Below are 15369 nucleotides of genomic sequence, written 5' to 3'. Positions count from 1 at the left end.
GGCGGGAGGGGCGGCCGCGGGCAGTCCCGTCAGGGCGAGTGCCAGGGTGGCCGATGCGGCCAGGGCGGTACCTGGGCGGCGCAGAGGGGACGTGAGCCTTCCGACGCCGTGGGGGAGCCGAGGTGTCGATCTGCGCGGGTGCCTGCCGGAGGGAAACAAGATCCGGGCCTTTCGTCATGTCGGCGCCGTGCACAACCTCCGCCCGCGGGCAGAAGCCTGACGCGTCAACGGGGCGTGGGGAGAGGGTGCGGAGAGGCCGGGCGGTGGGCGGCGGGCCCCGTTGGGGGCATGAGGACCGCCGCCACGGCCGGTGCGATCGCCGCTACCCCGTGCCGCTGTTCGGTTCGCGCAGCGTGAACCAGCCGATCCTGTGGCCGCACAGCCAGATCAGGCCCAGGTACAGGCCCGGGCCGACCTGGCGGAGCTCGTCCCGTACACCTCCGAACGCCGCGGATGTGTGGGAGTAGTCGATGACGATGCACTCCTGTTCGTCCAGGCGGCTCGGTCCGGGCCCGACCAGGGCGACGACGGACAGGACGTCCAGGGCGGTGAGCCGGTTGGTCAGATAGCCGTCCGGGCTGAAGACCTTGCCCCGCCACAGGGCCAGATGCACCAGGCAGGCCAGCAGTCGCGCCCCCGTGGGCCCCGCCGCGGGAAGGATCGCCCTGCCTTCCATCGGCCCCTTGGGGATCTCACCCGCCGGACTCCCGCGGAACAGCTCCTCGAGCCGCTGGTCGTCGGTCTTCAGCAGTTCAGCCTCGGTAACCATCACGATCTTCCTCGGCCCGGCAACCACTGCGGCCGTGGACCGGTCGGTGCGCGGCCACGGGGCCGGGCGCACGGATGATCGCCCGCGGTGGAGGGCCCAGCGCGGAGAGCGGTGCGAGCAGCGGCGGGGGCTCAACGGGAACTCGTGACGACGACCGGTCCAAGCACAGGATCACCATGTGGCTTGTTGTCCGCTGCTCCCTCCATCGTGGACCGCCTCGGCACAGGTCACCACCGCTGGACGTCCCGGTCCCGTCCCGGCCCGCGGCGGGCGGCCGGCGGCGGGCACGGCCGGTGGTTCCGGGAGCACCCTGGGCGTGTTCCGGGAGCACCCTGGGCGTGTGGCATTCTCTGCGTCCGGATCGGAGTACGGGAGTTCGCGGATGGGTTGGCAGTGCACCGGTCTGCGGTGGCCGGACGTGCAGGGGCCGCCCCTGATGGGGTGGCGGCAGGGTGGTGAGGCGCGGGTGAGTGCGCCGGCCTACGGGACGGAGCTCGGCTTCCGGGCCGTGGGGGAGCGGCACTGTGTCGGGGCGCGCCGCAACGCCTGTCCGGTGGGGGCCGTGGTGCCGGGCCGGAGCACAGGGGCGCGGTGCCCCGAGTGTGCGCGGCTGGACCGGGCCCACTCGGTGGCCGCCGACACGATCGCCGACGACCCCCGGACCTACCGCGTGTATCTCGCGTGGTTCGGGCCGGGGATGGTGAAGGTCGGGATCACCGCCGAGGAGCGGAAGGCGGCGCGGCTGCGGGAGCAGGGGGCGGTGGTGTTCAGCTGGCTGGGCCGGGGGCCGCTGATGGCGGCGCGGCGGACCGAGGAACTGCTCAGGGCGGCGCTCGGGGTGCCCGACCGGATTCCGTACGCCAGGAAGCGGGCGGTGCGTGCGGTGCTGCCCGGGGCGGCCGAGCGGCGGGCCGAGATGGCGGAGCTCTACGCGCGGGCCGCGGCGCTGGAGGGGGCCGGGTGGCCGCAGTCGCTGGAGCGGCTCCCGTTCGAACCGGTCGATCACACCGGGGTGTTCGGGCTGGATGGTGCGGTCGAGGTGGACTGGGCGGTCACCGAGCTGGTGGACGGGGGCACGGTCGCGGGGCGGCTGGTGGCGGCGGCGGGGCCCGATCTGCATCTGGAGACGGTGACGGACGGGATCGTGGTGCTGGACACCCGGCTGATGACCGGGTGGGAGCTGGCGGGGGCCGGCGCGGAGGCGGGGGTGGGGGTGCCGGTCGTCGGCATCGGGGGCGGTGGGGTGCAGGAAGGGCTGTTCTGAGATCGTCGGGTGCGGACGAGGAGAGGGGCGCGTGATGCGCGGTGACGCCGACGGGGTCGTGCGGTTCTGGGAACGGCTGGGGCTGCCCGGGATCATCGACGTCCACACCCATTTCATGCCCGAGCGGGTGCTCAGCAAGGTCTGGGCGTACTTCGACTCCGCGGGGCCGCTGACCGGGATGGAGTGGCCGATCGAGTACCGGCACGACGAGGACGAGCGCCTCGCGCTGCTGCGCTCGTTCGGTGTGCGCCGGTTCACCGCGATGCTCTATCCGCACCAGGCCGGGATGGCGGCCTGGCTGAACGGCTGGGCGGCGGACTTCGCGCGCCGGGTGCCGGACTGTCTGCACACCGCGACGTTCTTCCCGGAGGAGGGTGTGGAGCGGTATGTGCGTCAGGCCGTGGAGGCGGGGGCGCGGGTCTTCAAGTCGCATCTCCAGGTCGGTGCGTACGACGCGAACGACCCACTGCTGGAGCCGGTGTGGGGGCTGCTCGCGGAGGCCGGGATCCCGGTGGTGATGCACTGCGGCTCCGGGCCGGCGCCGGGGAAGTACACGGGCCCCGAGCCGGTCGGCCGGCTGCTCGCCCGGCATCCGCGGCTGCCGCTGATCGTGGCGCATCTGGGGATGCCGGAGTACGCGCAGTTCCTGACGCTCGCGGAGACGTACCCGCGGGTCCGGCTCGACACGACCATGGCGTTCACGGACTTCACGGAGGCCTTCACGCCGTTCCCGGTGCCCGAGCGGGGACGGCTGGCGGCGCTCGGGGACCGGATCCTGCTGGGGACGGACTTCCCGAACATCCCGTATCCGTACGCGCATCAGCTGCACGCGCTGGAACGGCTGGATCTGGGGGACGACTGGCTGCGCGCGGTCTGCCACGGGAACGCGAGCGCGCTCTTTGCCGTGGAATGACGCATCACACAGCCCCTGCGTCGCTTTCTCAGGGAATTCACAGAGTCGGGAAAGGGCTCTCTCAGAGGTGTCTCACAGGGTGGAGGCATGACGACGATCTCGCCCCAGGGGCGTACCGAACTGCTCAGGGCGGACCGCAGCCCCGTCCGCGTGCTGGTGGTGGACGACGAGGCCCCGCTCGCCGAGCTGCTCTCCATGGCCCTGCGTTACGAGGGCTGGGAGGTCCGCAGTGCCGGGGACGGTGCCAGTGCCGTACGGATAGCACGCGACTTCCGGCCCGACGCGGTGATCCTCGATGTGATGCTGCCCGACACGGACGGGTTCACCGTGCTCGGCCGACTGCGGCGGGAGCTCTCCGAGGTCCCCGTCCTGTTCCTGACCGCGCGCGACGCGGTGGAGGACCGGATCGCCGGGCTGACGGCGGGCGGCGACGACTACGTCACCAAGCCGTTCAGCCTGGAGGAGGTCGTGGCGCGGCTGCGCGGGCTGATCAGACGGTCCGGCACGGCGGCGGTGCGCGGCGAGTCGACGCTCGTCGTCGGCGATCTGGTCCTCGATGAGGACAGCCACGAGGTGAGCCGGGGCGGCACGTCCATCCACCTCACGGCGACCGAGTTCGAGCTGCTGCGTTTCCTGATGCGCAATCCGCGACGCGTGCTGAGCAAGGCGCAGATCCTGGACCGGGTGTGGAACTACGACTTCGGCGGACAGGCGAACGTCGTCGAGCTGTACATCTCGTATCTGCGCAAGAAGATCGACGCCGGACGGACACCGATGATCCACACCCGGCGCGGGGCGGGATACCTCATCAAGCCCGGTGACTGAGCGATGTCCGCGACAGCCCTGGGACGCATGAGCGGATGGCGACGGGGGCCGTGGACGCTGCGGACCCGGCTCGTGGTCTCCGCGGTGACCCTGATCGCCGTGGTCGCCGCGGTCATCGGATCGGTCACCACCATCGCGTACCGCAGCTACATGTACGGCAAGCTCGACGACCAGTTGCACTCCATCGCCGTGCGCGCCACCAAGCCGCCCGGTGGCGGCGCGGGGCCGGTGCCCGACGGGGCACTGAAGGACGACGCAGCGCTGGACGGCGACGATCCGCTGGCCTTCGTCGATGCGCGCGGGCTGCCCGTCGGCGCCTTCGGCGCGGTTCTGACGAAGGACGGTTCGGTCAGCCGGTCGAGGGTGGTCGCCGAGAGCTCCACCACGCCGAAGCCGGGGGCCGAGGAGACCGGGCAGCCGATGACCGAGGAGCAGCGGAGCGCTCTGGCCGCGGCCGGCACACCGGTCGGCGGCGGTGCGCGGAGCGTCGACCTGCCCGATCTCGGCATCAGCCGGGTGGAGGCCGTCGCCGGCCCGCAGGGGACGACGATTCTCGTCGGCATCCCCGCCGCCGAGGTGGGCTCCGCCCTCACCACACTGATCCTCGTCGAGGTCTGTGTCACCGGGGCCGGCCTGATCGCGGCAGGCATCGCGGGCGCCGCCATGGTCGGTGTCGCGCTGAGGCCGTTGCGCAGGGTCGCCGCGACCGCCACCCGGGTCTCCGAACTTCCGCTGCACAGCGGCGAGGTGGCCCCGCTGGAGCGGGTGCCGGAGGCCGAGGCCGATCCGCGGACCGAGGTCGGACAGGTGGGTGCCGCGCTCAACCGGATGCTGGGCCACGTCGGTTCGGCGCTGGCGGCGCGCCAGGAGAGCGAGATGAGGGTCCGTCAGTTCGTCGCGGACGCCAGCCATGAGCTGCGCACCCCGCTGGCCTCGATCCGGGGGTACGCCGAACTCACCCGGCGCGGCCGGGAGGAGACCGGCCCCGACACCCGGCACGCGCTGGGGCGGATCGAGTCCGAGGCGGAGCGGATGACGGGCATGGTGGAGGATCTGCTACTGCTCGCCCGCCTGGACGCCGGGCGCCCGCTCAGCCAGGAGAGCGCCGATCTCTCACCGGTGGTCGTCGACGCGGTGAGCGATGCCCGTGCCGCGGGGCAGGGGAAACACCACTGGCGTCTCGAACTGCCGGACGAGCCCGCGATCGTGTACGGCGATCCGACCCGGCTCCATCAGGTGCTGGTCAATCTGCTGGCGAACGCCCGTACGCACACCCCGCCCGGTACCACCGTCACCGTGCGGGTGCGCGCCGCGGCCGGGCATCCCTGGGTGACCCTGGAGGTCCAGGACGACGGGCCCGGCATTCCGGCCCACCTGTTGCCGCATGTCTTCGAACGGTTCGCACGGGGTGACGCATCGCGCTCCCGCCATGCTGGTTCCACCGGGCTCGGCCTCGCCATCGTGCAGGCCGTCGTCGCCGCGCACCGCGGCCGGGTGGAGGTGTCCTCGGTCCCGGGGTGCACGGTGTTCGCCGTCCATCTGCCCGTGATGTCCGCCGCCTTGGCGTACTCACAGGAGGGGGACAGGTTCACCACATCGGCGGGACAGCGTGGCCGGTGAAGGTCGGTGGTATGCGAACCGACACCCCTTGGAGCACCCTGCCGGCCCGGGACCACCTCCTTGCCGGAGCGGTCGACGCGGCAGGGACACCCGTACTCGACGTGGTGATTCCCGTCCACAACGAGGAGAAGGACCTCGAACCGAGTGTGCTGCGCCTCCACGAGCACCTGGTGCGCACCTTCCCGTACGCCTTCCGGATCACCGTCGCGGACAACGCGAGCACCGACCGGACACCCCAGGTGGCGGCCCGGCTCGCGGCCCAGCTGCCCCGGGTGCGGTCGTACCGGCTGGAGCAGAAGGGCCGCGGGCGGGCGCTGCGCACCGTCTGGTCGCACTCGGACTCCCCGGTCCTGGCCTACATGGACGTCGACCTCTCCACCGACCTCAACGCGCTGCTGCCGTTGGTCGCCCCGCTGATCTCGGGCCACTCGGACCTGGCGATCGGCTCGCGGCTGGCCCGTAGCTCGCGGGTGGTGCGCGGGTCGAAGCGGGAGTTCATCTCGCGCGCCTACAACCTCGTGCTCCGCTCGTCGCTGGCCGCCCGGTTCAGCGACGCCCAGTGCGGGTTCAAGGCCATCCGGCGCGAGGTCGCGCAGCGGCTGCTGCCGATGGTCGAGGACACCGGATGGTTCTTCGACACCGAGATGCTGGTCCTCGCCGAGCGCGCCGGGCTGCGGATCCACGAGGTGCCGGTCGACTGGATCGACGATCCCGACTCCAGCGTCCACCTCGTGCGGACCGCGACCGAGGACCTGAAGGGCGTGTGGCGGGTGGGGCGGGCGCTGGCGGTCGGCGCACTGCCGCTGGACCGGCTGGCCAGACCCTTCGGGGACGATCCGCGGGACCGTGCGCTGAGCGGGGTGCCGCGCGGCCTGGCCCGGCAGCTCGTCGGGTTCTGTGTGGTCGGCGCACTCTCCACGCTGTTCCATCTCGCCCTGTACTCGCTCTTCCGGCTGGGCGTCGGCCCGCAGATCGCCAACGCCGGCGCGCTGCTGGTGTCGGCCCTCGCCAATACGGCGGCCAACCGCCGGTTCACCTTCGGCGTTCGCGGCCGGGGCGGTGCCGTACGGCACCAGGCGCAGGGCCTCGTCGTCTTCGCGATCGGCCTCGTCCTGACGTCCGGCTCGCTCGCGGCACTGGGAACGGCGTCCGGATCGCCGTCGCACACCACGGAACTCGCCGTACTGATCGCGGCCAACCTCGCGGGGACGGTGCTGCGGTTCCTGCTCTTCCGCGCCTGGGTCTTCCCGGAGCGGACCGCGGGGAGGCACACGGCCCTCGTGTCCTTCGCCGAGCACGCCCCGGCCGGGCGCGCCGACGACACTCACCACGAACTGGGGAACGTTCGATGACCACGCTGCATCCCGACCACCTTCCGCCTCCGCCGGACGCGCCCCCGCCGCCCCCGGCCGCCGGGACCGGCGGCGAGGGTCCCGGCCTGCCCCTGGTCCAGCGGGTGTGGCGGGGCAGACCCGAGGACCCGCGCTGGGCACGGCCCGCTTTCCTGGCCATGCTGCTGGTCATCGCGCTGGCTTACCTGTGGAACCTCAGTGCCTCCGGGTACGCCAACTCCTTCTACTCCGCGGCCGTCCAGGCGGGCAGCCGGAGCTGGAAGGCCTTCTTCTTCGGTTCGCTGGACGCGGCCAACGCGATCACGGTCGACAAGCCCCCGGCCACGCTCTGGCCGATGGCCCTGTCGGTGCGGATCTTCGGCCTGAATTCCTGGGCGATTTTGGTCCCGCAGGTGTTGATGGGGGTGGCCACGGCCGGGGTGCTGTACGCGGCCGTACGCCGTCGGTTCAACGCCGCGGCCGGACTGATCACGATGGCGGTGTTCGCGCTCACCCCCGTCGCCGCGCTGATGTTCCGCTTCAACAACCCGGACGCGCTGCTGGCGTTGCTGATGACCGTCACGGTCTACTGCGTGCTGCGGGCGATGGAGAACGGACGGACCCGGTGGCTGGTGTGGGCGGGGGTCGCGGTCGGTCTCGCGTTCCTGTCCAAGACCCTGCAGGCGTTCCTGGTCCTGCCGCCGCTGGCGGTCCTGTACGCGGTGTTCGCGCCGGTCTCCGTACGCAGGCGGTTCGGTCAACTCGGGCTCTCCGCCCTGGCGATGGTCGTCGCGGGCGGCTGGTGGGTGGCGATCGTCGAGCTGTGGCCCGCCTCGTCGCGTCCGTACATCGGCGGTTCGCAGAACAACTCCTTCCTGGAGCTGACCTTCGGCTACAACGGCCTCGGCCGGATCAACGGCGACGAGACCGGCAGTGTGGGCGGGGGCGGCGGCCAGGGCGGCGGTCAGTGGGGCGAGACCGGCATCGGCCGGATGTTCAACTCCGAGATCGGCGGCCAGATCTCCTGGCTGCTGCCCGCCGCACTGATCCTGTTCGTCGCGGGCGTCTGGCTGACCCGGCGGGCGAAGCGGACCGACACCGCCCGCGCGGCGTTCCTCGCCTGGGGCGGCTCGCTGCTGATGACGGCGGTCGTCTTCAGCTTCATGGCCGGCATCTTCCACCAGTACTACACGGTCGCCCTGGCTCCGTACCTCGCGGCACTCGTCGGCATGGGCGTCACGGTCCTGTGGGAGGAGCGGGCCACCTGGTGGGCCGGCTGCACACTCGGCGTCACGGTCGCGGTGACCGCACTCTGGTCGTACGTCCTGCTGGGGCGGACCCCGGACTATCTGCCGTGGCTGCGCTGGACCGTCCTGGTCGGCGGCCTGGCGGGTGCGGCGGGTCTGCTGCTCGCCGCGCGGGCCGGGCGCCGGCTGGTGTTCGCGGCCGTGCTGGTGAGCTGTGCGGCGTCGCTGGCCGGGCCGACGGCGTACTCCCTCTCCACGCTGAACACCGGGCATCAGGGCTCGATCGTCACGGCCGGCCCGTCCGTCGCCGGCACCAAGGGCGGTCCCGGTGGCGGCGGCGGTGGCGGCCGGGGCGGTACCGGTGACGGTGGTGGTCCCGGCGGCAGCACGGGTGGTCCCGGCGGCGGCGGGGGCAACAGCGGCATGCAGCCTCCCGGCCAGGGCAACCAGCAGAGCGGCGGCGGTATGGGGCAGCCCCCCAGCGGCAACGGCATGGGGCAGCCCCCCAGCGGTGGCCCGGGCGGCGGTTCCAACGGGCAGCAGAGGCAGGGCCCGGGCGGCCAGCAGCAGAACGGGCAGCAGCAGAACGGGCAGCAGCCGGGCGGTATGCCCGGCACGCCACCCGGCGGCCGGAGCGAATCCGGCAGCCGGGGAGGCGGCGGCATGGGCGGTCTGCTCAACGGCACCTCCGTCGGCGCCGAGGCCCGGAAGCTCCTGGAGAAGAACGCCGGTGACTACACCTGGGTCGCCGCCGCCATCGGCTCACAGAACGCGGCGAGCTACCAACTCGCCACCGAAGAACCGGTGATGGCGATCGGCGGCTTCAACGGCAGTGACCCGTCCCCGACGCTCTCCCAGTTCAAGAAGTACGTCGAGGACGGCAGGATCCACTACTTCATCGCGGGCGGAATGGGCCAGGGTGGCGGCAACAGCGGCACCGCGTCCCAGATCTCCTCGTGGGTGGAGAAGAACTTCGAGGAGGTCACGGTCGGCAGCTCCACCTTCTACGACCTGACCCAGCCGAAGAGCGACGCATAGGGCTCAGCGCCGCAGCAGCAGATCGGCGACGACCGGGCGGTGGTCCGAGGCGAGCGACTCGGCCACCGCCGCGCCGCGTGCCCGTACGGTGTCCTTCGACACCGCCACGTAGTCGATCCGCTGCACCGGGTCCTGCGCCGGGAAGGTCGGACCGCCGGGCTCGATGTCCGTCAACTCCTCCCACAACGGGGCGAGTTCCGGGGCGGTCGGTGCCGCGTTGAAGTCGCCGAGCAGGATCTGCCGCACCTTGTGCCCGTCCGTCGCCCGGTCCTCGGCCATGACCCGGCGGGTGTCGGCGACCTGCGCGGTCCGGACGGCCGGGTCGGCGCGGTAGTCGAGATGCGTCACGTACACGTGCACCGGCAGCCCCTTCACCCGCAGGGTCACCTCGCCGAAACCGGGCGCCAGGGCCGGAACCGGGTTCGGGTCCTGGGTGGAGAGCCGGGTGATCTCGTGGTTCTCGGCGCTCACGATCGGGTACCTGGACAGCACCGCGACCCCGAACTCGCGCCGGGCCGCCCCGGCGGTCGCGGGGTCGAAGCTGTATATCGGGGCGAACGAGACGTGCATGTCCAGCCGTTCGGCCAGCTCGGACGCCAGATCGCGCCACTCGCTGCGGGCTCCCCAGTGGACGTCGACCTCCTCCAGCCCGATCACATCGGCGTCCAGCGAGCGGAGTGCGGCCTCCTGACGGTCGAGGTCGAAGACATTGTCCATGCCGGCACCCGCATGGATGTTGTACGTGGCCACGCGCAGCGGCACCGCGTGTCCCTGCCCGGTGGCCGATGCGGGGGGTGCGAGGGCGGTGCCCAACAGGCCCGCTGCGATGACTGTTTCCACCGTACGACGACGCAGTGACATACCACTCCAGTCCTAGTCGGAACTCAGCGGCGAGCACGCTATCGCGCGGGTACGAGATCCACACCGTACGAGGACGGCTTTCCGGTGCAGATCTCGTACACGGACGCCGTACGGGGGCGTACGCGCGGTGTACCACCCGCTGAACGACACGTGCCGTGGCAGGCAACGCTCGCCCCGCGAACATTGCCTGTCACGGCACTACGGACCGGAGAGCGCCGTCAGCTGCCGGGCGCCAGACGGGCGGGGAAACCGCCGGTGGCGAGGGGACCCCAGCGCTCCGGAGTGATCCGGATGATCGACTTCCCCTGCTTCACCATCGCCGCCCGGTACTCGTCCCAGTCCGGGTGTTCACCCGAGATGTTCCGGAAGTACTCCACGAGCGGCTCGACCGAGTCCGGTGAGTCGATCACCTCGGCCGAGCCGTCGATCTGCACCCACGGCCCGTTCCAGTCGTCGGACAGGACGATCACGCTGACCCGTGCGTCCCGTTTCGCGTTACGCGTCTTGGCCCGTTCGGGGTAGGTCGAGACGACGATCCGCCCGGAGTCGTCGACGCCGCACGTCAACGGGGAGCCCTGGGGGCGGCCGTCGGACCGGGTGGTCAGCAGGATCGCCCGGTGTCTGGGCCTGACGAACGCAAGCAGATCGTCGCGGTCCACGGTGGTGTTCGTCGCGATGCTGGGTGCCATGACCGGAGACTACGACGGGAGGGTCTCACCCTGCACGGCCTGGACGTCGAGCTCCACCCGAAGGGTCGTGCCGATCGCCGCGATGCCCGCCTGCACCACCTGGTTGTAGTTCATCGCGAAGTCCTCGCGGCGCAGCTCGGCGGTGGCGCTGAACGCCGCACGCGTCCCGCCCCACGGGTCGGGACCGGTGCCGAGGTAGCTCAGGTCCAGGTCGACGTCGCGCGCGACACCGCGCATCGTCAGCTCGCCGTGCACGGTCCAGCGGTCGGGGCCGACCGGCTCCAGCCCGTGCGAGCGGTAGGTGATCTCCGGGAAGCGGTCCACGTCGAGGAAGTCCGGCGAGCGCAGATGCTTGTCGCGCATGCCGTTGCCGGTGTCGATGCTGGCCGCGTCGATGACGGCCTCGACCCGGGACCGCTCCACGTCCTGTGCGATCTCGATCCGGCCGCTGAACTCGGTGAACCGACCGCGCACGCTGGAGATGCCCAGGTGCTGCGCGACCGCGCCCACCGTGGTGTGGGCCGGGTCCAGCGCCCAGGGGCCCGGTGGCGGCAGTTCCACACCGCCCTGGCGGTTCAGGACCACCGTGCCGGCCTCGACCCGTCCGCTCGCCGTGACGAGGGCGGTGGAGGCGGCGGGGGCGTATCCGACCGCGGTGACGATCACGGTGTACGCGCCGGCCGGCAGGGGGGCGTCGGTCCGTACCGATCCGTCCTCGTCGGCGGTGGCCCGCACCACCTGGGTGCCGGTCATGTCGGTGATCGTCACGATCGCGTGCTGGACCGCCCAGCCGTCCCGCGTCCGTACCTGTGCGCTGAGTCCCATCCGGTTTTCTCTCCTTGCTCATGACTCGACAAGTCGGGCCCCGGGGCGGGGGCCGCAGGCCGTCCCCTGCCTGCTGTCCCCGCCGCCGGGGCCCATTTCCACCGGCCGGTACGGCGCCTCCGCTCGAAACGCCGCCCGGCCAGGGGTCTGTGGTTACTCGCCCGGGTGGGCGAGTTCGATGTCGTGGCCGTCGACCCCGGCACCGCTGACGACCAGCGCACCGGCCACCGGCGGATAGCCGGTCGCGATCAGCGAGTACTCGCCCGCGTCCAGGTCGGTGAAGGCGTACGCTCCGTCCTCCCCGGTGGTCGCGGTGGCGACGACATTGCCCGCCGCGTCGACCAGCGTGACCCGGGCGTCCGGCAGCGGCTGCCGACCGGAACCGGCCCGCACGACGCCCTGCACCAGGGCACCGGCCTGCAGTCCGGCCTCGATCCGGGTGACACCCTGACCGGCGATCTCCACCGGCAGCGCCAGCGGACGGAACCCGGTGGCGTTCACCGCGACGGTCACCGAACCGGGGACCAGCTCACCGAAGGTGAACTCGCCCGTCCCGTCGGAGACGCCGGTGGCCAGCACATCACCGCGCACATCGGTCACCACGACCATGGCGCCTTCGACCGGCTCATCGGTCTCGGCGGCCTTCACCGTTCCGGCCAGACCGCTCGTACCGGAGAGCAGGATGTCGTACGAGAGCGGCTCCTCGCCCACGACCACGGTGGACGCCTGCGGCTGGAAGCCGTCGGCGGACGCGATCAGGACGTAGCTGCCGGTGCCCGGGGCGTCCAGGCCGTAGCTGCCGTCGGCCTGGGCGACGGAGCGTCCCAGCTGCCGGCCGTCCAGCGAGATCAGCGTGACGGCGGCCTGGGCGACGGGTGCGCCCTCGGCGCCGCGCACCACACCGTGCACGGCCGTGCCCTGCAGGGTGGCGACCGGGGCCGCCAGGGTCTTGACCGCGGCGGTCGTGGTGGCCGGGGCGGCCTCCTCGACGGCCGCGACGGTGGCCGCCGGAGCCTCGGCCGTCTCCGCGATGGCCTCGGCCGTGACCGGGGTGGCCTCCGCGGCGTTGGACTTCAGCGCGACCTCCTTGATGAAGATCGTGATCAGGAAGGCGATCAGCGCGGCCGGGGCGGCGTACAGGAAGACATCGGCGACACCGTGTCCGTAGGCACTCTCGACGACCGTACGGAACGGCGCGGGCAGCTTGTCCAGGTCGGGGATGCCCCCGCCCTCGGTGCCGCCGTGGCCCAGGGCCTTGGCCTTGGGGCCGAGCTCGGCGAGACCTTCCTTGACGTAGTGGGTGACGCGGTTCGCCATGACGGCGCCCAGCGCCGAGACGCCGATCGCACCACCGAGGGAACGGAAGAAGGTGACGACGGAGCTGGCCGAGCCGAGGTCGGACGGAGCGACCTGGTTCTGCGTGGCGAGCACCAGGTTCTGCATCATCATGCCGATGCCGAGACCCATGAGGGCCATGAAGACCCCGATGTGCCAGTACTGCGTGTCGTACCGGATGGTGCCCAGCAGCCCGAGGCCGGCGGTGACCAGGGCGCCACCGGTGACCAGCCAGGCCTTCCAGCGGCCGGTCTTGGTGATGATCTGGCCGGAGACCGTCGAGGAGATGAACAGACCCATGATCATCGGGATGGTCATGACGCCGGACATCGTCGGGGACTTGCCGCGCGCCAGCTGGAAGTACTGGCTGAAGAAGACGGTGCCCGCGAACATCGCGATACCGACGAACAGCGAGGCCAGCGAGGCCAGCGTGATGGTGCGGTTGCGGAAGAGGCGCAGCGGGATGATCGGCTCGCTGGCCTTGGACTCGACGACGACGAAGGCTGCTGCGAGCGCGGCGGTGCCGATGAGCATCACGGCGGTCTGCCAGGAGGCCCAGTCGTACTTGTCGCCCGCGAAGGTCACCCAGAGGAGCAGCAGGCACACGGCGGCGCTGATGAAGAACGCGCCCAACCAGTCGACCTTGACGTCGCGCTTCACGACCGGGAGCTTCAGGGTCTTCTGGAGCACGATCAGCGCGATGACGGCGAACGGCACACCGACGTAGAAGCACCAGCGCCAGCCCATCCAGCTGGTGTCGGTGATGACACCGCCGAGCAGCGGACCACCGACGGTGGCGACGGCGAACACCGCACCGATGTATCCGCTGTAGCGACCGCGCTCACGCGGGGAGATCATCGCCGCCATCACGATCTGTGCGAGGGCGGAGAGACCACCGACGCCGATGCCCTGGATGACACGGCAGGTGATCAGCATGCCGCTGCTGGTCGACAGACCGGCGACGACCGAGCCCGCGACGTAGATGACGAGGGCTATCTGGACCAGCAGCTTCTTGCTGAACAGGTCGGCGAGCTTGCCCCACAGAGGAGTGGTGGCGGTCATCGCCAGCAGCGACGCCGTGACGACCCAGGTGTAGGCGCTCTGGCCGCCACCGAGGTCGGAGATGATCTCCGGAAGAGCGTTGGAGACGACCGTCGACGACAGGATCGCGACGAACATACCGAGCATGAGCCCGGCCAGTGCTTCCATGATCTGCCGGTGTGTCATCGGCGCGCCGGACGGGGTATCGGTCGATCCCCCGTGCTTGGCGCGGCCGCCCCGCACACCGGTTGGTGTGGACGTAGCCATTGAGTTCCTTGTCTTTGCTTCTGTTACACAGGTGTACGGGTGTGCGCGTCGTCGTCGCTGTCGGCGGGCCGGGAATGGCAGTCACCGATGTGCTTCCCGGGGGTGCATCCTCCGGAGCCGCGACAGGCGAAGCTGTCGCGCAGTCGCGCCAACAGCGTGTTGAGCCGGCCGACATCGTCGTCGGACCAGTCGGAGAGATTGCGGACGAACATCTCCGTTGCCCGCTGGTTCAGGCCGCCGAGCAGGTCGCGTCCGGCAGGGGTCAGCCGCAGGATCCGGGACCGCTTGTCCGTCGGGTCGTGGGACCGCTCTATCCAGCCGCGCTCTGCCACATGAGCGACATGACGGCTGGTCACCGACATGTCGACGGCCATCAGTTCGGCCAGTCTGCTGATCCTCATCTCGCCGTGCTCACGGAGCAGCGCCAGTACGGCGGCGGATCCGGAGGGGCATTCGGCGGGAAGGGTGCGGGCGAGACCTCGCTTGACAGCACCGATGGCGCTGAGGTGCCGGGCCAGTTCCTCGTACTGACGTCGTTCGGCCACGTGCCCTCCTCCAGACGCCCAGCGGTTCATGTTGTTGCTTAGGGCAACGATAAAAGCCGTTGGTTGCTGAAGGCAAACGAAATGGGGCTTGCATAAGTAAAGGAACGCAAAAGGGTGTGTAGGGGCCGAGTCAAAGGCCCAGCGTGTGGGCGCGGGGTGGCGGTCGATGTGTGTCGTGCCACAGGGCCGTCGATCGGGTGTCCGATATGGGGGAATGGTGGGGTGGTCCCGTCAGGCGTGTGAGGGCGTGTGCAGGGAGTGACGCCGCCGTCCGGGTACGTGCTTGTGCGCCTGTGCCGGTCGGGACCGCCTCCACCCGCTCCCGGCCCCCGTCCGGCCCTTCTCGGACCCGGGGGTTGGGCCGTACCGCCGAATTCGCTAGTGTCCTGGCCCATGGCACACAACCCCCATGCCCCTCAGGGCCCCGAGGGCAACTACGACCCGGCCGGCAGCACCCAGATGTTCCGGGCCTTCGTCGACGAGGGCGAGCCGCAGCGGCGGCAGCAGCAACAGCCCGCCTCGTCCGGACCGAGGACCGGGGTGATCGTCGCCGTCGTCGCGGTGGTCGTCGTCCTCGCCGCGGTCGCCTGGCTCGCGCTCGGCTGACCGGGCACCGGTTCCCCGGCCTCCCTCTTCCGGCCTCACCCGTCATGCCGCTACGGCGGTGACGTCCCGGGCCGCAGCCCCCGGCGCCGAGGCCCACCCGCCGGGTGGCCGTGCGGCCGCCGTCCGTCTTCGTCCGCATCGCTCCCGCACCGACCGGCGCGGGAGCGGGCCGGTCGGCACGGCGGTCGGCCGG

At 71.3% G+C, this 15369-nt stretch carries 13 protein-coding genes; 7 read left to right on the top strand and 6 right to left on the bottom strand.

Translation table 11 applies throughout. From position 1 onward, the window contains the following. Nucleotides 1–322: 322 nt before the first annotated feature. Nucleotides 323–769, bottom strand: coding sequence for a hypothetical protein (locus tag AB0L71_RS26440; RefSeq protein WP_365247486.1), 447 nt, complete (start codon nucleotides 767–769; stop codon nucleotides 323–325). 382 nt (nucleotides 770–1151) lie between these two features. On the opposite strand from AB0L71_RS26440, the gene AB0L71_RS26435 reads away from it, so the two are divergent. The 6 genes from AB0L71_RS26435 to AB0L71_RS26410 all read left to right on the top strand — a co-directional run bounded on the left by AB0L71_RS26435 (nucleotide 1152) and on the right by AB0L71_RS26410 (nucleotide 9007). Continuing rightward, the gene (locus AB0L71_RS26435; RefSeq protein ID WP_365247637.1) at nucleotides 1152–2033 is read left to right on the top strand and encodes a DUF2797 domain-containing protein; all 882 of its coding nucleotides are present in this window, start codon (nucleotides 1152–1154) and stop codon (nucleotides 2031–2033) included. A 34-nt stretch (nucleotides 2034–2067) separates the two neighbouring features. Then, on the top strand, nucleotides 2068–2946 hold the full coding sequence (locus tag AB0L71_RS26430; protein ID WP_365247635.1) for an amidohydrolase family protein: 879 nt from the start codon (nucleotides 2068–2070) through the stop codon (nucleotides 2944–2946). Between the two features lie 87 nt (nucleotides 2947–3033). After that, a complete protein-coding gene (locus AB0L71_RS26425) occupies nucleotides 3034–3771 on the top strand; it encodes a response regulator transcription factor (protein ID WP_365247484.1) in 738 nt (245 codons plus the stop codon). A gap of 27 nt (nucleotides 3772–3798) precedes the next feature. Beyond that, on the top strand, nucleotides 3799–5391 hold the full coding sequence (locus tag AB0L71_RS26420) for an ATP-binding protein (protein WP_365247482.1): 1593 nt from the start codon (nucleotides 3799–3801) through the stop codon (nucleotides 5389–5391). 11 nt (nucleotides 5392–5402) lie between these two features. Continuing rightward, complete coding sequence (locus AB0L71_RS26415) at nucleotides 5403–6743, top strand: bifunctional glycosyltransferase family 2/GtrA family protein (protein WP_365247480.1); 1341 nt, start codon at nucleotides 5403–5405, stop codon at nucleotides 6741–6743. After that, nucleotides 6740–9007 carry a glycosyltransferase family 39 protein gene (locus tag AB0L71_RS26410; protein WP_365247478.1) on the top strand — a complete coding sequence of 756 codons (2268 nt, stop codon included), beginning with the start codon at nucleotides 6740–6742 and terminating at the stop codon, nucleotides 9005–9007. Before AB0L71_RS26415 ends, AB0L71_RS26410 begins: the two co-directional genes overlap by 4 nt. 3 nt (nucleotides 9008–9010) lie before the next feature. Here AB0L71_RS26410 and AB0L71_RS26405 read toward each other — a convergent pair whose 3' ends face one another. From AB0L71_RS26405 to AB0L71_RS26385, 5 genes are all read right to left on the bottom strand, one after another. Then, complete coding sequence (locus AB0L71_RS26405) at nucleotides 9011–9868, bottom strand: endonuclease/exonuclease/phosphatase family protein (RefSeq protein ID WP_365247476.1); 858 nt, start codon at nucleotides 9866–9868, stop codon at nucleotides 9011–9013. A gap of 218 nt (nucleotides 9869–10086) precedes the next feature. Further along, the gene (locus AB0L71_RS26400; protein WP_365247474.1) at nucleotides 10087–10557 is read right to left on the bottom strand and encodes a PPOX class F420-dependent oxidoreductase; all 471 of its coding nucleotides are present in this window, start codon (nucleotides 10555–10557) and stop codon (nucleotides 10087–10089) included. 9 nt (nucleotides 10558–10566) lie between these two features. Further along, complete coding sequence (locus tag AB0L71_RS26395; RefSeq protein ID WP_365247472.1) at nucleotides 10567–11382, bottom strand: YceI family protein; 816 nt, start codon at nucleotides 11380–11382, stop codon at nucleotides 10567–10569. Nucleotides 11383–11535: 153 nt separating this feature from the next. After that, nucleotides 11536–14025, bottom strand: a complete 2490-nt coding sequence (locus AB0L71_RS26390; RefSeq protein ID WP_365247470.1) for a DHA2 family efflux MFS transporter permease subunit — start codon at nucleotides 14023–14025, stop codon at nucleotides 11536–11538. 23 nt (nucleotides 14026–14048) lie between these two features. After that, nucleotides 14049–14570, bottom strand: coding sequence for a MarR family transcriptional regulator (locus AB0L71_RS26385; protein ID WP_365247468.1), 522 nt, complete (start codon nucleotides 14568–14570; stop codon nucleotides 14049–14051). A 393-nt stretch (nucleotides 14571–14963) separates the two neighbouring features. Between AB0L71_RS26385 and AB0L71_RS26380 the strand changes: the two genes are divergently transcribed. After that, entirely contained in the window at nucleotides 14964–15176 is a 213-nt protein-coding gene (locus AB0L71_RS26380) for a hypothetical protein (RefSeq protein WP_365247466.1), read from the top strand. Nucleotides 15177–15369 lie beyond the last annotated feature (193 nt).

It is taken from the genome of Streptomyces sp. NPDC052052, assembly GCF_040680455.1.
In the GTDB taxonomy this organism is placed as follows: Bacteria; Actinomycetota; Actinomycetes; order Streptomycetales; family Streptomycetaceae; genus Streptomyces.
Note: the sequence above shows the minus strand (reverse complement) of the source record. Positions and strands in the feature narration are given on the sequence as shown.